This window comes from Vibrio litoralis DSM 17657 (assembly GCF_000426765.1).
Taxonomy (GTDB): Bacteria; Pseudomonadota; Gammaproteobacteria; order Enterobacterales; family Vibrionaceae; genus Vibrio; species Vibrio litoralis.
Window position 1 is genome coordinate 197,576 of record NZ_AUFZ01000017.1, and the last position, 21,249, is coordinate 218,824.

The following is a 21,249-nucleotide window of genomic DNA, read 5'->3' on the forward strand; positions in this document are numbered from 1 at the left end:
CAGTTAAGTATAAAATTAGCAATCTTAGCAAATCCCCAACCGTTCTATTCTGCTACTGAGGTAGGTATTGAATCACCATATTAGCTTGCGACCATATCTTCCATTGTCCATTTTCTTTTTTAAAAACGACTAAAATTTGCATTCGGTTATTCGCGAACACTGCTCCTGAAACTTTTGTTGTTTCTAACCATGCTTTTACATAAGCATATTCATTATCTTCACCAACAAATCGAACATCTTGTAGTTGATAGTCTAATTCATAATTATCAAAAATCGATGGCATCGCTTGTTGAGTTTGTAAATACAACAGGGACTGAGAATGCACAGTATTCATATAATCTGTTATTTTTTCATTTTTAGCAGCGACAATATTATCTTGTAAAACTTGATAAACCTCCTGACTGGTATCCGCTAAAGCTTTGACCGAAAACAACATCGACAATAAAAGCCAGTAACATCTAAATTTTACGTTCATATATTTTCCTTAATTATTTAGGTATAGCTGTCCAATGGTTGTCCCATAAAATATGTGATTGGTTAGCAAGTGTATTTTCTAATGGTAACCGTTTAATTGTTTCTCCCGAACCGGAACTAATATAAAAATAACCATTGTGTGAAATCGCACCAGACGCGTCAGTTAAGCTGTTTAGCTCTAGCAATCGATTTTGTGATATTGACCATATACCGTAACAATTGCCCGGCGGAGACGTTGCTAAAACATAATCATCAACCACGGCAATGCTGGCAATATAATGATTAAACCTTGCCCATTCTTCCGGTTCAGCATTTAAGTTGATTAATTCTCCCCCGACTTCCTGCATGGCAATCAGTGCCGGATAATCATCAGGTTCACCTCGATACTGTTGGCCACACAGTACAACACCATCATGGTTATACCCCAAGTGACGAATACTCAGCTTTTTATCGCTAAGTCCTACTTGGCTGGTTATCACTCCATTACGATTCAATCGTGTCAACGTTGGCTGCATTGTTTCTAAATTGAGTGGTTCTCTGCCTTGGGTATGCACGCCACCTACTCCAACAGCATAACTGCCATCATCTAACCGAATAATTTCATGTGGCCCAATACCAATATCATGCCACTCATCTACTTTTAAATACCCTGCGGCAACATCATAAACACCGACTAATCCTTGGCTTGTACCACGTACGCCTTCTGTTGCGAGCAACCAGCGCCCATCTTGGCTAAACACACCGTGACCATAAAAGTGACGATCATGAGACGCATGAATCAAGGTTTTCTTTTCACCAATCAAATAGTCAAACACCTGGAAAAAATGTCCTGGACGACGAGCAAAAGCCACGGCATCAGTGAATCCCATTGTACTTTCTTGGCTAATCGCCACACCATGTGCTCGATCAGGAAGCGATACTTTAAAAACGGCTTTGCCTTGCCAATCAGCCACTACCGTGTAGTACTGTTTATTATTACCTAATGCATTTCCAATGAGTGCGGGTTGTGAATGACGCTCTGAATGACTAGCTTCAGAAAAAGCTTTCAAGCTGAAACCTACAGCAGAGCCTACTCCTGTAAGAGCTGCTAATATCAATAACTGTCTTCGTTTGAGATCAATTGGATCACGATTACTCATAGGCGCTTAATCTCCATCTGTGGAGTTAAACCCAACCACAATCCCTAACTCAACGGCAGCTTCATCATGAAATAAATATTTAAGCCGCTGTAGTTTATTTTGTTGAGCTAATACTTCTCGGTAACCATCTTTGGTTTGCAACATATCAAATAAGCTTGCTTGAGCAGGCCAAGTCTCTAGTGTTTGCTTAAATTGCAAGTCGAGGCGATCGGCTAAATCACTTAAACCTTTTTCTCTCAATAAACGATCAAACCCAGCGCTTTCGGCTAAATACAGTTGATATAAAGCGTCAATATTCGATTTCATTAATGCTAATGATTGTTTCGAACGCCAACTCTCTGAAAAGTAAGCTCTTGGATGTCCAATTTTTGCTAAAGGTCGCTGTATTTTTTGTAATAAGAAATCGAGTTGATTCATAATAAGCCCCAGATATTCAGCTGGCCACTGAGACTCAGATAAAGCTTTCCACGGATTATCTTGCCATGCGGCATTGATTTCTTCTGCATGATTGGTCAAGTTATCGCTAATTGATAAGGCAAGTTGGCAATAGGATTTATCTTGACGAGAAAACTCAGAATGTTCATCAAATAATAACCACTCCATTGCCCCTAAGCCCTGTACGGTCACGCTTTGCTCTTTTATCGACTCGACACGCCATAAATCTGGGTTTTGTAAAATCTGATTCATTTTTCTACCAGTGATATCTTTTTTATCTGGCCAAAATTGAATCCTCCAACTGAGATCGAGCGCTTTCTTGGACCCTTTACCTTGCCCTTGCAATGGCATCCAACTATGCATTGTCTCCAACCAGCTCTTTTGTACCGTCGCAAGCTTTTCAACTGAATCCGCCTGACAATATTGACTCAATGTTTGATGCAGTACGTTTGTGTGATTTAAAAACTCTTGAGTCTTCTGCTGTTCATACCGCAAAACAGACAGTTGAGGATTATTTTTTGAACTTTCGCTACTCTGATCTTTATCAAAGGACATTCCATAATAGGTAACGCTTCCGACCAGTACACAACTAGCCACAACTAAAATGATCTTATTCATGTTTAGTCCGTTATCTTAAAGAGAGTTTAAAAATGCAATTAATGCATCTCGATCTGATTTGTTTAATTGCATCACTTTTTGTTTGCTTGATTCAGCTTCTCCACCATGCCACACAATCGCTTCCATCAAGTTTCTGGCGCGTCCATCATGCAAAAAGTATTGGTGACCACTGACCTCTTCTGTATAACCAATCCCCCAAAGTGGTGGCGTTCGCCATTCTTGGCCATTCGCAAGAAACTCAGGGCGATTATCTGCCAACCCTTCTCCCATATCATGTAAGAGTAAGTCACTATAAGGATGAATAGTTTGTTCTGACAAAGAAGGAAGCTCATCACGCTTATTGGTTTTTAGTTCTGGGATGTGGCAAGAAGCACAATCAAGCTCCGCAAATAATACTTGTCCACGTTGAACAGCAGGATCATTAGTATTACGACGAATTGGTACCGCGAGATGTTGTGAATAAAATTCGACAAATTTCATGATCTTATTGCTCACTTCTGCATTTTCACTATCCGCACTATTACCATTTGGTAATTCAGAACAAATGGTTTGTTTTGGTGAGCAGTTTTCATTAGGAAACAATGTGCTGGTTAAGCCAAGATCACCATTAAAGGCTGCTGCATTTTGTTGATTTAACGTAGGTTGTCCAGCCTTCCAACCAAACCGACCTACCGTTGTGGATTTCGTTTGAACATTCCATACTTGATTTAATTTACCTGAAATTCCTTGGCCATCTTTTAACTGCTGTTCTGCGATATGTTGCAGTGTTTCAACTGGAATCGATTCCAATAGCCCTAAACCAATCATTGGAGGAGCAACGCGTGCCGATAACATAGTCTCTGGGTGTAATTCACCATAATTCAAATCATGCAAAGTTAACTGAGGCTTTCTTAATTCAATTTCTTCACCATCTTTAAAGCTCAATTTAATCGTTTCATATTCAATCTTCACTTTGCCTTCAGGCTTAGCGTTAGGAATGGCAAAATCTTCAAGTTGATCACCATAAGTCGGTTCAGGAATGACTCCCGAAACGATCAATTGTTGTTTTTGATTTACGGTTAATGCTGGAATGCTCATTCTTACCAACATAGAAACGACTTGATCTTCGCCTTCTTCTGGCGGATGGCCTCTCCCGTCTTTGAGATGGCAATTCTGGCAACCATTGGTATTAAATAACGGCCCTAAACCATCACGTGCATCCGTCGTTGCCGGTGCTTGTACCCAAGGATTACGAAAAAAACTATTACCGACACTAAAATCTAGACGCTTTGAGATAGGTAAATTATTGGCAGGCATTGAATAGGCATTGTTACCTTGCTTATTTGTGCTGGTATCACCACCAGATTTGACACCATAAGCCGCAGTAGTAAGTGGAAATAGTAAACATGTAAATGTGAGGATAAAAAAAGGTTTCATGGTACATCCTGTAAGGGCTCATTTTCAGAGCCCTTGTCCATTTTCTATTGATTAAAACTCGTGATCCGCGTTATCTGGGGTCAAGCTTGTCACTCCTACTAAACCAGCTGCTTTTTCAATCGCTTCTGTTTGTTTTACCAGTGAATTAATCGCGTCATTGACTAATTCATGTCCAGATTTATTATTCGCCGCAATTAGCTGATCAAAATGTTGATTATTGTTTTCAGCAGACTCAACCAATTTATGAACACTAGCGCGCGTCTCATCAAACTGTTTTGCTATCATATCTGCCGCATCTTTATCCTTATCAGCAACGAGATCTTTAATGCTAACACCTTTCACTTCACTACCATCAACTCGTGTATAAGAGCCGTTAAATACGTTATAAATCCCTTGTTCATTATAAAAGTGCGAGTTATGCGTATTGTCTGAGAAACAGTCGTGCTCATCTTCAGTAGAGTTGGCTTCTAGTGCCACTTTCATACGTTCACCAGCAAGCTCACCCAATGATAACGAACCCATTCCAAATAACATTTTACGCAAACCTTCTTCAGCAGGTTGTTGCAATAAAGCACTGCGGTAATTATCTTTACCTTCTGCCGCCCACTGACCTTTCATCCAATCAAGATCTTGAACTAGAAGTTGTGAAGCTGCAGATAAGTATTGAGCTCGGCGCTCACAATTACCATTAGTACAGCCTTCACCTTGAATATAATCCGTATAAGAACGCTCACCAGCACCGGCTTCCGTACCGTGTAGATCTTGACCCCATAATAAAAATTCAATGGCGTGATAACCCGTCGCAACATTCGCTTCTGAACCTGCTAGTTCATTTAAACTTGCTAACAATTCAGGTGTGATTTTAGAAGCATCAATTTTATCCGCACCCACTTGAATAGCTTTATTTGCAATAATATTGGCTTGAGCACCGTCATTACCTAATTCATAATGGTAATCATCTGCTACGTAATCAATTAGACCTTCATCAAGTGGCCATGCGTTTAACTGCCCTTCCCAATCATCTACGATGGCATTACCAAAACGAAAAGTTTCTGATTGCTGATAAGGTACACGAGAGGCAAGCCAAGCTTTACGAGCTTGAGATAAAGTGGCAGCGGAAGGTTTTTCAATTAAAGCATCGATAGCCGTTTGTAATTGCTGGGCCGTTATATAAGCATCATCAAATACCGCGTAAGCGATATTGGCGTAATTCGAAACTACATCTTTCGGTGTAGATGCAGCAAAAGCGGTATTACCTGTCACTAAAAGGCTTGAAATAATTAGTGAAGAAGTTCGAAGATTAAGCATATATCATCCCTGCGTAAATTTAACGAGTGAAAATAATTATCACTTTCATTTAGATTAGTAAATGATACTTACTTACATTTTATTTACAACTATTAAACACAAAAAAAGGCCTCTACTGTGAGAGGCCTCTAAATCTAATCTAGGATGAATCAATCAAATTTTAATCGATGCTTACCGTGTGATGCTTTTGCTTTTAGATAGCTTTCGTTACCATGCTTAATATGCACATGGGTTGGAATCACTTCTTCAAGCTCAATTCCAAATTCTTGAAGCTCTTTCATCTTTTTAGGATTGTTCGTTATTAACTTAATTTTATTGATACCAAGTGCTTTAAGCATTTGTGCCGCTTCGGAAAAGTCACGCAGATCATCACCAAAACCTAAATGATTATTCGCTTCGTAGGTATTCATGCCTTGGCTTTGTAAGCGATAAGCATCAATTTTATTATATAAACCAATACCACGCCCTTCTTGACGTAAATATAATAAAATCCCACCATGCTGACCCATCTTTTCAATGGTTTCATCTAACTGCTCACCACAATCACAGCGCGATGAATGAAAAACATCACCCGTTAAACATTCTGAATGCATACGAACTAAAGGCGATTGAGGGTTCTTATCTGCTGATTTAAAAATAATTGCGATATGTTCTTTATCCGTTTTCAAGCCTGAAAAGGACAGGATTTCAGCGTCAATTTCGCTTTTTTTACCTACTTTTAAATCCACTCTGGCACGAACTTCCGCCATAATCTTTCTCACTTATTCTTATAATGCTCCCTCGATATTTTATCTTAAACACACTCTAAACACAGATAAAAATGAGGGCTATATCACATCGGCCAATCAATATTGTTATATTATTACATTCGATTAACTAATCAAGTAAAACTGACTTAGTTTAAATATAAAAAAGCCGGAAGTATCACCTCCGGCTTCTATCCTTGATATAACTAAAAAAGATTACTCTTCGTCGTTAGTATCAACTTGGGCAGTATCATCAGAAGATGTTGGTTGAGTTTCGTCAGTATCAACGACTTCCAAACCTGCTTCTAATAATTCTTCTTCTTCCATTTCTTCGATGCGTTGTAGACCTACAACTTTTTCATCTTCTGAAGTACGGATCAGAGTAACACCTTGAGTATTACGGCCAACTTGGCTTACTTCCGACACACGTGTACGAACAAGTGTGCCCGCATTGGTGATCATCATAAACTCATCAGCTTCAAGCGCTTGGATTGCACCAACCACTTGCCCGTTACGCTCAGAGACTTTAATTGATACAACGCCTTTAGTACCACGGCCCTTAGTTGGGTATTCCGTGATAACGGTACGTTTACCGTAACCATTTTCAGTTACTGTCAGAACATCGCCACCATCATTTGACGGTACAATCAACGACACAACTTGATCGTTATCTGCAAGACGAATACCACGAACACCTGCTGCGGTGCGGCCCATTGCACGAACATGTTCTTCACTAAAGCGAACCACTTTGCCCTCTTTCGAGAACAACATGATTTCATCTTCACCTGATGTGATATCAACGCCAATTAACGAATCTTCATCACGTAGGTTAACGGCAATCAAACCATTTGAACGAACATTAGCAAAACTTGCTAGAGACGTTTTCTTAACCGTACCGTCACCAGTTGCCATGAAAATGAACTTATCTTCAGCAAACTCATCAACACGTAAGATAGCAGTGATACGCTCACCTTCTTCTAACGGCAAGATATTGACGATTGGTTTACCACGAGCATTACGGCTGGCAAGCGGTAGTTGGTATGTCTTCAAGCGGTAAGTTTTACCACGAGTTGAGAAACAAAGAATATTATCGTGAGTATTAGCAACCAGCAGACGTTCGATGAAATCTTCATCTTTCATCTTAGTCGCGCTCTTACCTTTACCACCACGACGCTGAGCTTCATAGTCACTTAATACTTGGTACTTAACGTAACCTTCGTGAGAAAGTGTCACAACAACATCTTCTTGAGCAATCAGCTCTTCCATATCGATATCATGGCTTGCTGCTGTGATTTCTGTACGACGAGCATCACCGAAACCTTCACGAACCGCTTCTAGCTCTTCACGAATCACTTCCATCAAGCGTTCTGTGCTCGATAAGATATGAAGCAATTCAGCTATTTCATCTAGAAGTGCTTTGTATTCGTCAAGGATCTTCTCGTGCTCTAAACCCGTTAAACGGTGTAGACGTAATTCAAGAATCGCTTGTGCTTGTTGCTCTGTTAGGAAGTATTGACCATCGCGGATGCCATAGTTGTCTTCTAACCAATCAGGGCGTGCAGCATCAGTACCTGCACGTTCAAGCATTGCGGCCACATTACCGAGATCCCAACCACGAGCCACTAAGCCCGCTTTAGCTTCTGCTGGTGTCGGTGCATTACGAATCAATTCAATGATTTTATCAATGTTGGCAAGTGCAAGTGCAAGTGCTTCTAAGATGTGTGCACGGTCACGAGCTTTACGCAGTTCAAAAATAGTACGGCGTGTTACTACTTCACGACGGTGATCAACAAAGCACTTCAACATTTCTTTTAGGTTGAATAGCTTCGGCTGGCCATTATCGAGCGCAACCATGTTAATACCGAAAGTCGTTTGCAGCTGAGTTTGCGCATATAGGTTATTAAGAACCACTTCACCTACTGCGTCACGCTTACATTCAATAACAATACGCATGCCGTCTTTATCTGACTCATCGCGTAATGCACTGATGCCTTCCACTTTTTTATCTTTTACTAACTCGGCAATTTTTTCAATAACACGAGCTTTGTTAACCTGATATGGAATTTCAGTGACAACGATGGTTTCGCGACCATTTTTTTCAACATCAATATGCGCTTTAGAACGCATGTAAACTTTACCACGTCCTGTTTTATATGCATCGATAATGCCTTTACGACCGCTGATTAAAGCAGCAGTTGGGAAGTCTGGCCCAGGAATATGCTCCATCAATTCATCGATAGTCACATCTTCATTATCAATATAAGCCAAGCAGCCATCTAACACTTCACCTAGATTGTGTGGTGGAATGTTAGTTGCCATACCTACTGCGATACCAGAAGAACCGTTCACAAGTAAATTTGGAATTTTCGTTGGTAACACAGCAGGAATTTTTTCTGTGCCGTCGTAGTTATCGACGTAATCAACCGTTTCTTTGTCTAGGTCGGCTAATAACTCATGAGCCATTTTAGACATGCGAACTTCGGTATAACGCATCGCCGCCGCAGAGTCACCATCGATAGAACCAAAGTTACCTTGGCCATCAACAAGCATGTAACGAAGTGAGAATGGTTGAGCCATACGTACGATCGTATCGTAAACCGCGCTATCACCATGTGGGTGATATTTACCGATTACGTCACCGACTACACGGGCTGATTTTTTATAAGGCTTATTCCAATCGTTACCCAGAACGTTCATTGCAAATAAAACACGGCGGTGAACCGGCTTCAAACCATCACGTACATCTGGAAGTGCACGACCAACGATGACAGACATCGCATAATCAAGATATGAACCTTTCAGTTCATCTTCAATATTTACTGGCGTAATTTGTTTAGCTAAATCGCTCATAGAGCCATTATCCCTCTATTCTTTTTGATCGCGTACTTTATTACAAATAGCGATACGCACAAGGTCTAAAAATATAACACAAAAATCATAAATCAGGCATCTATTTCATGGCAGTTTTAATCACTTGGTGACCACTTCACGCTTTAACTGTAGAAAAATTGAGCTAGATTCAAATTTATGCTTTTTATCAATCACTTTAACTTTCTCAATTTTACAGTCAGGATTTTATTGCCCTTCTCTTTCCTGATATATTAATCACATCTTGATGACCTGAAGAATGACCAATATGACGACTAAACAAAATGTTGATCCTGCCGAAATTAAAAAATTTGAAGATATGGCTTCTCGTTGGTGGGACTTGAATGGTGAATTTAAGCCATTACACCAAATCAATCCTCTTCGCTTAAATTTTGTACTCGATAGCGCACAAGGACTATTCGGTAAGAAAGTGCTCGATGTCGGTTGTGGTGGTGGAATCCTCGCAGAAAGCATGGCTAAAGAAGGCGCGGATGTCACCGGTCTTGATATGGGTAAAGAACCTTTAGAAGTGGCAAGGTTGCATGCGCTAGAGTCTGGCGTGACGCTTAACTATATACAAAGCACTATCGAAGATCATGCCGATCAATGCCCACAAACTTACGATGTAGTCACTTGTATGGAAATGCTAGAACACGTTCCTGATCCTCTATCGGTTATCCAAGCATGCGCCCGATTAGTGAAACCAGGTGGACATGTGTTCTTCTCGACATTAAATCGTAATCTAAAATCTTATTTGTTTGCCATTGTCGGTGCCGAGCAAGTAATGAAAATAGTACCGAAAGGCACTCACGATCATAGTAAGTTCATCCGTCCTTCTGAATTACTAAGAATGGTCGACTCTACAGCACTTCAAGAGCAATCAATCACTGGCCTGCATTATAACCCACTTACAGATAGCTATTCATTAGGAAAAAATGTCGATGTGAACTATATTATTCACACGCAGAATAAAGCTTAATTTCAAGCGCCTTATCAAGAAAAAACGCTGACCATAAATCAGCGTTTTATTACATTTATTTCTTTATAAAATGTGCTAATCATCCACAAATTCAACTGTTAGTTTCGGGATCATTTTCTTTTAAAGATCAAGCTAAATATTTTTTCTCTTGAGTATAAAATCATCATATTGGATCCTCGAAAACTCCCTATTCAAGGAATACGTTAGCGCATAGGTTAGTGTCTACTTACAGAAATTTTTCTATCCAAACGTTATCCACAACTTGAGAAGAATCCAAATCTTGAAACTCACTCCATTTCGCACTATCTTGTAATCCAGCTATAGGGACAACCCAACATATAGTGTTTAACCTTCAAAGTAAGGTAGAGCGGAATCCGCATAAAAAGCTTGCCAATACCATAATAATTCAACGTTGCAGCTTAGAATTCATCTAGTTTAGGGAACGCATTTCAAATGAACGAACAATTGACAGTCACAAAACGTACTGGACAGAAAGAGTCGATCGATCTTGAAAAGATCCATAGAGTAATCACATGGGCAGCAGAAGGCCTACAGAATGTTTCTGTTTCTCAAGTAGAGCTAAAGGCCCATATCCAGTTTTACGATGGCATTACTACTTCTGATATCCATGAAACCATCATTAAATCGGCAGCCGACCTTATTTCAGAGCAAAGTCCTGACTATCAATATCTAGCTGCACGTCTAGCGGTATTCCACCTTCGTAAGAAAGCCTATGGTGAATTTGAGCCACCAAAATTATTCGATCATGTCTCAAAACTGATTGATATGGGTAAATACGATAAGCATCTACTAGAAGATTATACTGCTGAAGAGTTTGCAGTATTAGATGGCTTCATTGATCACAACCGTGACATGAACTTTTCATACGCGGCAGTAAAACAACTTGAAGGTAAATACTTTGTTCAAAACCGTGTAACCAAGGAAATTTACGAAAGCGCCCAGTTTTTATACATCCTCGTTGCCGCTTGCTTATTTGCTAAATACCCTCAAGAAACCCGTTTAAACTACATTAAGCGTTTTTATGATGCGGTATCGATGTTTAAGATATCATTACCAACGCCAATTATGGCGGGCGTTCGTACTCCAACCCGTCAATTTAGCTCATGTGTACTGATCGAATGTGGTGACAGCCTAGACTCAATCAATGCGACAGCAAGCTCTATTGTTCGTTACGTTTCTCAACGTGCGGGTATTGGCATTAATGCTGGTCGTATTCGTGCGCTAGGCTCAGAGATCCGCAACGGTGAAGCTTTCCACACAGGTTGCATTCCATTTTATAAATACTTCCAAACGGCAGTGAAATGTTGCTCTCAAGGCGGCGTACGTGGTGGTGCAGCAACGGTATTCTATCCTATTTGGCACCGCGAAGTTCAGTCTCTATTAGTTCTGAAAAACAACCGTGGTGTTGAAGAAAACCGTGTTCGTCACATGGATTACGGTGTGCAACTAAACAAACTGATGTACGCTCGCTTAATTAAAGGCGCGAATATCAGCCTATTCTCTCCATCGGATGTACCTGGGCTATACGATGCATTCTTTGAAGACCAAGCTAAATTTGAAGAGCTTTACGTTAAGTATGAAGCCGATCAATCTATCAAACGTGAAACGATTAAAGCAGTTGAGCTATTCTCACTGTTAATGCAAGAGCGTGCTTCAACAGGCCGTATTTACATTCAAAACGTCGATCACTGTAATACCCACAGCCCATTCGACCCAAGTGTTGCACCGGTTCGTCAATCTAACTTATGTTTAGAAATCGCGCTTCCGACCAAACCTCTAAGTAATGTTGATGATGAAGAAGGCGAAATCGCCCTATGTACTCTATCAGCATTTAACCTAGGTGAAATTAAGTCACTTGATGACTTTGCTGAGCTATCGGATCTTGTCGTTCGTGCGTTAGATGCTCTACTAGACTACCAAGACTACCCGCTTCCTGCAGCACGCAAAGCAACCATGAACCGTCGTACTCTAGGCGTTGGTGTCATTAACTATGCTTATTACCTTGCGAAAAATGGTGTTAAATATTCAGATGGTAGTGCCAACGGCTTAACACACCGTACTTTTGAAGCCATTCAATACCACTTGCTGAAAGCATCGGTTGAATTAGCTAAAGAGAAAGGTGCATGCCCATCGTTCAACGAAACCACTTACGCAAAAGGCATTCTTCCAATCGACTCTTATAAGAAAGATTTGGATACCATTTGTGATGAACCTTTACACCTTGATTGGGAAGCGCTACGCAGCGAAATCACCACTCACGGTTTACGTAACTCTACCTTAACCGCGTTAATGCCATCTGAAACTTCTTCTCAGATTTCAAACGCAACCAATGGTATTGAGCCACCACGTGGATTTGTTTCAGTGAAAGCATCAAAAGATGGGATCTTGAAGCAAGTCGTGCCAGAATACCAAGCACTTAAAGATCAATACGAACTACTATGGCGTATCCCATCAAATGATGGCTACTTACACCTAGTCGGCATTATGCAGAAATTTGTAGACCAATCTATTTCTGCCAACACTAACTACGACCCTAGCGTACAAGCCAACGGCAAAGTACCAATGAAGTTATTGTTGAAAGATCTATTAACTGCGTATAAATACGGCCTTAAAACGCTTTACTACCATAACACTCGTGATGGTGCGAGCGACGATCAAAATGATACAGCGGCAGTTGTTGAAGATGATGATTGCGCCGGCGGCGGTTGTAAGATCTAATTAAACACTTGAAATAACGTAGCCTGCCCTGTTGCAGGCTGCTTTCATAATCACTACCCAAGAAATCGCTCAGTGACCACTCTTCAACATATCACTAGCGCATGGATGGTTCCCAGACCGTTCATTTAAGAGGTTAACATGGCTTATACAATTTTTAATCAGAAGAAAAATGACCAACTCAAAGAGCCGATGTTCTTTGGCCAATCGGTTAACGTTGCACGTTATGACCAACAAAAGTTTGAGATTTTCGAAAAACTAATCGAAAAGCAATTATCATTCTTTTGGCGTCCTGAAGAAGTTGACGTATCAAGCGACCGCATTGATTACAACAAACTACCTGATCATGAAAAACACATTTTTATCAGTAATTTAAAGTATCAAACATTGCTTGATTCTATTCAAGGCCGTAGCCCAAATGTTGCCCTACTACCTTTAGTTTCTCTACCAGAATTAGAAACGTGGATTGAAACATGGTCATTCTCTGAAACCATTCACTCTCGTTCTTACACGCACATTATTCGTAATATCGTAAACGATCCAGGCGCAGTATTTGACGATATCGTTGAAAACGAATTTATCGTAAAGCGTGCTCGTGATATTGCCCATTACTATGATGAACTGATTCGTTTAACTAATGATTACCACCGTCACGGTGAAGGTACTCACGTGCTCAATGGCGAAACGGTTGAAATCAAACTTTATGATCTTAAAAAGCAACTTTACCTTTGCTTAATGTCAGTAAACGCACTAGAAGCGATCCGTTTCTACGTGAGCTTTGCATGTTCATTTGCTTTTGCAGAACGTGAGTTAATGGAAGGCAACGCGAAAATCATCAAACTGATTGCTCGTGATGAAGCCCTACACTTAACCGGTACTCAACACATGCTAAATATCTTACGTAATGGTCAAGATGACTTTAGCTTTATGCAAATTGCTGAAGAGTGTAAGCAAGATTGTTTTGATCTATTTAAACAAGCCGCTGAGCAAGAAAAAGAATGGGCAGAATACCTATTCAAAGACGGCTCTATGATCGGCTTGAACAAAGATATTTTATGCCAATACGTTGAATATATTACGAACATCCGCATGCAAGCAGTTGGCCTTGATATTGCTTACCCTGAAGCCACTAGCAACCCAATCCCTTGGATCAATGCTTGGTTATCATCAGATAACGTACAAGTCGCTCCACAAGAAGCGGAAATCAGTTCATACCTCGTAGGTCAAATTGATAACGAAGTTGGTTCTGATGATTTCGGAGATTTCGAACTGTAATGAAGATTTTGCAAATCAACGGGCTTACTCACGTTAATATTAAACCTGAACAGACTGTACTTGAAGCCATGGAAAGTGCTGGCCTTGAGCCTGAGTTCATGTGTCGTGACGGCCATTGTGGCGCTTGTAAGTGTGAGTTAGAAGTGGGTGAAATTGAGTACGTTGGTTTTGCATTAGCTTTCACTCAGCCAACAGAGATTTTGCCTTGCATCTGTAAAGCAAAATCAAATCTTGTACTGAACAAAGTTCGTTATCAAACCGTGAAGAAAAGAGCCTAACCTCACTCTTCACTTTGTTCATGTCAACTTTTACTACTAATAAAAAACGGGCTTGTGATTAATTCACAAGCCCGTTTCTTATCTAATTTAAACTAGTGTGATTAAAAGTCGTAGCTGATGCTCACTGTAGTATAGATTTCATCATTGCTCTTATCTGAAGCAACGTCGGTGTTATAAACATATTCAGCATCAAACACTAAAGCAACATCTCCCACTAAAATGTTCTTTAAATTCGCCCCTAAAGTATAGGTGGTATTGGATTCACCGTAATCGACTTCAGCATCCCCACCAATAGATAAAGTATCGGTTACCTTGGTTTTGGCATTTAAAAAACCATTGGCAATAATGTCTTCATTCACTTGGCTTGGATGATCTACATCACTAGGCTGACGCTTACTATAACGGTAACCAGGGCCACCACCGATATTCACTTTTGTCGTATCTGTATTGACTAACGCCCTTTCAATACCAGCAGTTACCGAATAAACATCACGGTAAGTTTCAAACTGATCATGTTCATATCGGTTATCAACAAACGCTTTATACTTGTCAGCAACTTGATAAGAAAGTTTATAACCTAGCTCATATTTATTCGTGCCATCTTCATCTGAATCTGACGTTTTCGTATAGTAACTACTGCCCGAAAAATCATGAGTCCATTTCACTTTCTCATACTTCAACCACCCCCCCGTATTGAGAGAGGTAGATGTTGTGGAAGCATTAGAATACAGAAAACCAAGCTTTGCTCCACCGCTAAATTGCCCTTGTTCCGTTGATGTTGCATCATCCGAAGCAAGAGCTGAAGCAGAAGAAAATAGCAGAGCAAAAGAAGATAAATAAAGAGTTGATTTCATGCAAAGCACCTTTTGTTAAATATGCGCGCACAATATTTAATATTGATCTCACATTTGTCATGTGAATGTCATGCAATTGAAAACCAATCTCATTTGATGGCTTTATCACCAAAGGTTACTCTTCAATAAAAGCCAAACGTTCAAAATGGCTTAACGTTGATAACATGCTGGTTTGTTGCAAGTACCTTCTCACCATATCTAGCATCAGAGTAGACAATAATATCTGTTGCGACTTCAATGGGTACGTTCGCGTAAATGAAACTTGCTGAGCAAAATGATATTCAGCAGAAATTAGAACCAGAGCGATACTTTCGTCTTCCATTTTGAAACTACCAACCACAATATCCGATTGGGTATCTTGACGGTATTCATCAGCAATCAGTAGTGCATCTTGTAATTCTGATAATGGTTGCGCTTTATTATCAACCACACTTTGTACGAACTTCTCTTGAGCTTTTACATCAAGTGATAAACTACGAGCGACTTCCCCACCGGTCACTTGCTCTAGTGCCGAGATCTGAGTTTGGCATTGCTCTAGTAAATTGCCAACCGAAGCAATTAAAGGCTGGTTGATTGACAGCGTAAATTCGGCTAACTCACCGCTAATTATCTCAATCACTTGTTCGATATTCGGGTCTTGATAAGGGCTGAATATTTTCACTTCAATAAATGGCATATAAGAGCGATAACCTAGGCTGAAACCATCAGGTAATTTCACCGATTTCAAACGGTCAGCAATCCCCGACTCACCGAGACCAAAAGTATAAAGCTTATTACATTCCAGCCTTTCAACATTGGGAAAGCGTTGCTTCAAACGCGGCAAAATTTCATCGGTTGTCATACGTTTGAATTCAGACGGCACACCAGGAGTAAAAAATACCACCGCATTATTAAGCTCGATACTAAAACCACAAGCCGTACCAACCGGGTTGTTGATCATCTCAGCACCAACAGGCAGCATCGCTTGCTTATCGTTACTTGCCGCCATTGGCCGACCTAGGCGAGCAAAATACTGAGTCATAATCTCTAACCACTCTTGATTAAGCTCTAACTCCACGCCAAGTGCCTTTGCCGCCGCTAATGCGCTAAGATCGTCAGTTGTCGGGCCTAACCCCCCATTCACAATTACTACATCACTTTTCAAGCTTAACGCGGTAATTTCGCTTTCTAATTCTTCTAACTGATCACCGACCGTACTGCGGTAGTGAATCGCAAACCCTTGCTCAAAAAATAACTCCGATAACCAAGACGCATTGGTATCAACAATATCACCATGCAAAACCTCTTCGCCCGTGCTGAGCATTGATACTTTCACCATTTTTCGTCCTTACTTGTCTCTTCTTTAATCAAATGATTGAAACATAACTTCTGAGCTTTTAGAACTTTATTCTTACATCAATCACTCTTATCTATACTAAAATTATCTTAAGTACTTCACTGATGATGAGGCTTCCATGACAAACAAAGTACTCTTTATTGCCAATATTTCTGGCCACGCCACCCCGCAAACACTACAGCACCTTGCTCACGTAACTCATGAACATGGCGGTAGTTGGATTACTAGTAAAATTAATTACCTTGATGATCAAATTGCAGGATTAATCAAAATTCAGTGCCCCGAATCAAGCCTAGAAATGATTCAAACGGCATTTGACGAAGCCTCAGGTTTACAAGCTCACTTTGTGCAATCACAAGAAAATAAACACGCAGAGGATGACGTGTATGAATTACGATTCGATAGCCAAGAACAAGCAGGGATCATTAAAGAACTGACTCACATCTTAGAGAGAGAACGCGCTAATATTTTAAGCATTGATACTCAGCGCCTATTTCTCGCAGGCGAAAATGGCATCAGCGCCAATCTCTTTACATCGCAATTCAGTATTACTATTCCAGAAGAAACGAATATTAAAGATGTAATTGCAGAGCTAGAAGCGATCACCCAAGGTACTCGAGTCATTGATGTGACATCTATGTTGTCGAAAGAAGAGTAAAATTCAAACGTGACAAAAATGTTAAATATGGCATTCTGGACTTCTATAAAAAGGAGAACCAAATGTTACGGACGATTACTCAATTATTCCCAGTATGGGCAATTTTAATATCCACCTTGGCTTATATGCAGCCAACTATTTTTCAACCATTAAAATCTTATATCGTGCCTTTATTGGTTGTGATTATGATGTCGATGGGGCTAACACTGAAAGCCAGTGATTTTGCGAATGTCGTAAAACAAAAATTGGCTGTTACGATTGGCATCATTTTACAATTTACGGTTATGCCTCTTGTCGCCTTGCTGATCAGTTATGTTCTAGGATTTAGTCCTGAACTAACGGTTGGTATGGTGTTAGTCGGCAGCGTAGCCGGTGGTACATCATCCAATGTAATGTGTTATTTAGCCAAAGGGGATGTGGCACTTTCTATATCTATGACCGCAATTTCAACATTACTAGGCGTGCTTCTTACTCCATTCCTATCTGAACTTTTAGCAGGACAAGCTGTTGATGTTCCGGCAGCAGCAATGTTGATGAGCCTAGTGAAGATTGTATTACTACCAGTGGCAATCGGAATTTTCATTAACCAATTCTTCCATGATGTAACGAAGAAACTCGATTCAATACTTCCCCTAATTTCAATGGCTGCCATTGTGATGATTATTGGTATCGTTATTGCGCTCAATGCTTCTCAATTTGCGGCGATAGGCCCAATCATTGCACTTGCAGTTGTTCTACATAATGGGTTTGGCTTATTGGCGGGATATTGGGGGTGTCGTTTATTAGGCTTTAATGAAACGATTTCGCGTACTATCGCATTTGAAGTAGGCTTACAAAACTCAGGTCTTGCTACTGCTCTTGCAATGAAGTTCTTTACACCTGCTGCGGCTATGCCGGGAACGCTATTCTCGCTTTGGCACAATATTTCAGGCTCAATCTTGGCTGGGTACTGGTCACGAAAAACAGTTCAAGATGACTCATCTGTCAACGCACAGCCTCAAGTTGAGAAATCATAATCTAGTGCCATTTAGATTATTCTGATTAACAATGGCAACAAGGACTTCGCCACTTTCAACGAAGTCCTTTTTTATTAATGCCCTAGTGCTGAAAGATCAAACTCTAACTCACCAGAATCTAATACGATAAACGTCACTTTATTTTTATCAGTACCGGTTAAATCGATATTGGTACAAGGGCTAAATACGAACCAATCATATTGATAGGCAAGCGAATAACGTGCCTTATCCAAGTAAGTCACATCTATAATTTGAATACCATTATCATTAAGGGCTCTAGGGTCGATATAATCTAAATTTGGAATTAGCTGGCGTTCAATTTTATCTTGGTTCTTTATCAGAAAATCTTTTAAGAGATTAGCAACAGCTTCACCGTGAGAATCAATAACACCGGAATAGATAATTTTCATGAAACGATATCCCTTTTCAATACAGGTAGCAGCACTCTAACGCCCCACCATGTAGAATGCAAAAAGCCGCGTGACCATTTAAGTTTAAACTTACCTAAGCGAACAACACGGCTTGAAAATAGTATTTCTAATTGTGTGATTATTTAACCGACCACTGAGATAGAGAGCGTTTGAAATCTTGATAATCGAATTCGTTCAACTTTTGGATATCACCATTACTACGCTGGCAGTAAATACTTGGCATTTTCAGACCATTAAACCAATTGAGTTTCACCATGGTATAACCTGCGCTATCGAGAATATGCAATCGCTGGCCTATTTTTAATGGCTCATCAAATTTAGCAACGCAGAATTGATCACCCGCCAAACATGAACATGAACCTATCACATATTCATGCTCTCCATTTTCAGAGGCTTCGCCAATTGACGCTGGCTCATTGTAGATCAACGTATCTAAACGATGTGCTTCGGTGGCTGAATCAACAATCGCTGTTTTCATGCCGTTTTCAACAATATCGACAACGGTAACGACCAAATCAGCTGTTTTGGTAATAATCGCTTCACCTGGTTCAAGGTAAAGTTGTACACCATGTTTTTCGCTAAATAATTTCAACGCTTGTGCGAGTTTTTCAACTTCATAACCTGGCCAAGTAAAGAATACCCCACCTCCTAGGCTCACCCAGTCAAGCTTATCAAGGTAGGCACCAAAACGTTCTGAAATGCTATTTAGTAATTCGACGAAGTCATCGGCTGATTTGTTTTCACAGTTCATGTGAAACATGACGCCATCGAGTTCATCAAACAACTCACTGGTTAATTGGGCTTCTTGTACTCCTAAACGTGAGAACTGACGAGCAGGATCGGCTAAGTCTTGTCCAGCGCGGCTCACACCCGGATTTAAACGCACACCAATCGATGCCTTTCCTTCAACCAAATGACGATGCGCATCAAGTTGGCTTAAGGAATTGAAGATCATCTTGTCACAAATGCCAACCACTTGTTTTACGTCTTCTTCACTGTAACCCACGCTATACGCATGATTTTCTTTTCCAGAGTTCTCACCACCAAAAGTTTCGTGGCCAAGCATCACTTCGTAAGGCCCACTACTGGTTGTGCCATCAAGATACGGTTTGATGATGTCAAACACGCCCCAAGTTGAAAAACACTTCAGCGCCAATACTAGCTTTACACCACTTAGCTCTTTTAAGCGCTTCGCAATTTCAAGATTATGGATAAGTTTGTCTTCATTGATCATGAAGTAAGGGGTTGGGAGGTTGTTAGGCATAGGTAATTCCATATAACGATTTTCGAGCACTGCGTTTCTCGTATCTAGAGCGCGATGCTTCTCGAAAAAGATATAAAACAGCCATAACGAATGCTATGGCTGTTGTTATTAATTGAGTCTGCCAGCTTTACTCGAGTAACGAAACACGAGCAACGAGATACGGCTTTACTTTAGAATATTAATCTTCGGCTGACCCGGTTCTAACTCTTGAACATGCCAATCAAGACCGATGCTTGGCATTGTTTCTAGGAAGCCATCTGGGTCAAGTTGTTCCATATTGAACACGCCTGCTTCATTCCAGCTACCTTTAAAGTATTGCAGAGCAGCGGTAATTGCTGGAACACCAGTGGTGTAGGCAATCGCTTGATGTTCAACATCTTGGTAAGCCACTTCATGATCAGCGTTATTATAAATAAATACGCTGCGCGCTTTACCATCTTTTGTGCCTTGCACCCAAGTACCAATACACGTTTTACCTGTGTAGCCCGGTGCGAGTGATGTTGGATCTGGCAATAATGCTTTCAGCACTTTCAGCGGTTCAACTACCGTGCCATCTTGCAGGGTAATTGGATCTGGGCTTAATAGGCCAATGTCTTTCATGCAGTTGAAGTAGTTTAAGTAAGTATCGCCAAAGCCCATCCAGAATTCGATACGTTTTGCGGGAATGAATTCCTGCATTGAACGAACTTCATCATGCGCCATTGAGTACACTTTAAACTCACCACAATTTGGGAAATCAAACTCAAGCATACGTGTATGACATGGTACTTGTTTCCAGCTGCCCTCTTCCCAATAGAAAGAATCACCTTGAATTTCAAGCATGTTGGTTTCAGGGTCAAAGTTAGTGGCAAACTTTTTACCATGATCGCCGGCGTTAACATCCATGACATCAATGGTATCGATTTCATCAAATAGGTGCTTAACCGCGTAAGCGGCAAACACACTCACTACGCCCGGATCAAAACCTGCTCCTAGAATACCTGTGATACCCGCTTCAGCGAATTTTTCACGGAACGCCCACTGTGGATCGTAAGCTTCTGGTACTTGCTGACCTTCACTACATAAATCCACCGCTACTGAAGTATCTAGATAAGACACTTTCGCCTGGTAACACGCTTCCATAATAGTCACGTTCACCCACGGAGGACCGGCGTTAATAACCAAATCAGGTTTAACTTCATTGATGAGCGCTACTAAAGATGCCACATCATCGGCGTCTACAAATCGTGCTTCTAATTTCTTCGATGGGTCTTTAAGGTTGTTTTTACCTTTGATCGACTCGATGATTTTTTCACATTTCGCAATCGTACGAGACGCTAACGTAATATCACCTAGTACATCATTGTTTTGAGCCGCTTTATGCGCCACTACCCAACCAACACCACCTGCGCCAATTTGTAAAATAGACATCTTTAAGT

Annotated in this window: 18 protein-coding genes; 6 read left to right on the plus strand and 12 right to left on the minus strand. The window is 40.6% G+C overall.

The features are described 5' to 3' along the window. Positions 1–52: 52 nt before the first annotated feature. The 7 genes from K358_RS0106385 to gyrA all read right to left on the minus strand — a co-directional run bounded on the left by K358_RS0106385 (position 53) and on the right by gyrA (position 8,986). Positions 53–475, minus strand: coding sequence for a hypothetical protein (locus K358_RS0106385; RefSeq protein WP_027696038.1), 423 nt, complete (start codon positions 473–475; stop codon positions 53–55). 13 nt (positions 476–488) lie between these two features. Then, positions 489–1,613, minus strand: a complete 1,125-nt coding sequence (locus K358_RS0106390; protein ID WP_027696039.1) for a DUF1513 domain-containing protein — start codon at positions 1,611–1,613, stop codon at positions 489–491. Positions 1,614–1,619: 6 nt separating this feature from the next. After that, entirely contained in the window at positions 1,620–2,666 is a 1,047-nt protein-coding gene (locus K358_RS0106395; protein ID WP_027696040.1) for an imelysin family protein, read from the minus strand. Between the two features lie 15 nt (positions 2,667–2,681). After that, complete coding sequence (locus K358_RS0106400; RefSeq protein WP_027696041.1) at positions 2,682–4,082, minus strand: di-heme oxidoreductase family protein; 1,401 nt, start codon at positions 4,080–4,082, stop codon at positions 2,682–2,684. Between the two features lie 51 nt (positions 4,083–4,133). Next, positions 4,134–5,390: an imelysin family protein gene (locus K358_RS0106405; RefSeq protein ID WP_038149905.1), complete on the minus strand. Its 1,257-nt coding sequence runs from the start codon at positions 5,388–5,390 to the stop codon at positions 4,134–4,136. Positions 5,391–5,539: 149 nt separating this feature from the next. Then, complete coding sequence (locus tag K358_RS0106410; protein WP_027696043.1) at positions 5,540–6,139, minus strand: GTP cyclohydrolase II; 600 nt, start codon at positions 6,137–6,139, stop codon at positions 5,540–5,542. 213 nt (positions 6,140–6,352) lie between these two features. Further along, the gene (gyrA, locus tag K358_RS0106415; RefSeq protein WP_027696044.1) at positions 6,353–8,986 is read right to left on the minus strand and encodes a DNA topoisomerase (ATP-hydrolyzing) subunit A; all 2,634 of its coding nucleotides are present in this window, start codon (positions 8,984–8,986) and stop codon (positions 6,353–6,355) included. Positions 8,987–9,272: 286 nt separating this feature from the next. Here gyrA and ubiG point away from each other — a divergent pair, with 286 nt between their 5' ends. The 4 genes from ubiG to K358_RS0106435 all read left to right on the plus strand — a co-directional run bounded on the left by ubiG (position 9,273) and on the right by K358_RS0106435 (position 14,272). Continuing rightward, on the plus strand, positions 9,273–9,983 hold the full coding sequence (gene ubiG, locus K358_RS0106420; protein WP_027696045.1) for a bifunctional 2-polyprenyl-6-hydroxyphenol methylase/3-demethylubiquinol 3-O-methyltransferase UbiG: 711 nt from the start codon (positions 9,273–9,275) through the stop codon (positions 9,981–9,983). Between the two features lie 453 nt (positions 9,984–10,436). Beyond that, positions 10,437–12,722, plus strand: a complete 2,286-nt coding sequence (nrdA, locus tag K358_RS0106425) for a class 1a ribonucleoside-diphosphate reductase subunit alpha (protein WP_027696046.1) — start codon at positions 10,437–10,439, stop codon at positions 12,720–12,722. 138 nt (positions 12,723–12,860) lie between these two features. Beyond that, positions 12,861–13,994, plus strand: coding sequence for a class Ia ribonucleoside-diphosphate reductase subunit beta (nrdB, locus tag K358_RS0106430; RefSeq protein ID WP_027696047.1), 1,134 nt, complete (start codon positions 12,861–12,863; stop codon positions 13,992–13,994). After that, a complete protein-coding gene (locus tag K358_RS0106435) occupies positions 13,994–14,272 on the plus strand; it encodes a 2Fe-2S iron-sulfur cluster-binding protein (protein WP_027696048.1) in 279 nt (92 codons plus the stop codon). Before nrdB ends, K358_RS0106435 begins: the two co-directional genes overlap by 1 nt. A 101-nt stretch (positions 14,273–14,373) precedes the next feature. Here the strand turns inward: K358_RS0106435 and K358_RS0106440 are convergent, their stop codons facing one another. Beyond that, positions 14,374–15,126 carry a DUF481 domain-containing protein gene (locus tag K358_RS0106440; RefSeq protein WP_027696049.1) on the minus strand — a complete coding sequence of 251 codons (753 nt, stop codon included), beginning with the start codon at positions 15,124–15,126 and terminating at the stop codon, positions 14,374–14,376. A gap of 115 nt (positions 15,127–15,241) precedes the next feature. Next, entirely contained in the window at positions 15,242–16,444 is a 1,203-nt protein-coding gene (locus tag K358_RS0106445; protein WP_027696050.1) for a CinA family nicotinamide mononucleotide deamidase-related protein, read from the minus strand. Positions 16,445–16,580: 136 nt separating this feature from the next. Between K358_RS0106445 and K358_RS0106450 the strand changes: the two genes are divergently transcribed. After that, positions 16,581–17,120 carry a glycine cleavage system transcriptional repressor gene (locus tag K358_RS0106450; RefSeq protein ID WP_027696051.1) on the plus strand — a complete coding sequence of 180 codons (540 nt, stop codon included), beginning with the start codon at positions 16,581–16,583 and terminating at the stop codon, positions 17,118–17,120. A gap of 62 nt (positions 17,121–17,182) precedes the next feature. Beyond that, on the plus strand, positions 17,183–18,136 hold the full coding sequence (locus tag K358_RS0106455; RefSeq protein ID WP_027696052.1) for a bile acid:sodium symporter family protein: 954 nt from the start codon (positions 17,183–17,185) through the stop codon (positions 18,134–18,136). A gap of 74 nt (positions 18,137–18,210) precedes the next feature. On the opposite strand, the gene K358_RS0106460 is transcribed toward K358_RS0106455, so the two are convergent. The 3 genes from K358_RS0106460 to K358_RS0106470 all read right to left on the minus strand — a co-directional run bounded on the left by K358_RS0106460 (position 18,211) and on the right by K358_RS0106470 (position 21,241). Then, positions 18,211–18,546 carry a hypothetical protein gene (locus K358_RS0106460; RefSeq protein ID WP_027696053.1) on the minus strand — a complete coding sequence of 112 codons (336 nt, stop codon included), beginning with the start codon at positions 18,544–18,546 and terminating at the stop codon, positions 18,211–18,213. 139 nt (positions 18,547–18,685) lie between these two features. Further along, a complete protein-coding gene (gene nspC, locus K358_RS0106465) occupies positions 18,686–19,831 on the minus strand; it encodes a carboxynorspermidine decarboxylase (protein ID WP_027696054.1) in 1,146 nt (381 codons plus the stop codon). 165 nt (positions 19,832–19,996) lie between these two features. Beyond that, complete coding sequence (locus K358_RS0106470) at positions 19,997–21,241, minus strand: carboxynorspermidine synthase (protein ID WP_027696055.1); 1,245 nt, start codon at positions 21,239–21,241, stop codon at positions 19,997–19,999. Positions 21,242–21,249 lie beyond the last annotated feature (8 nt).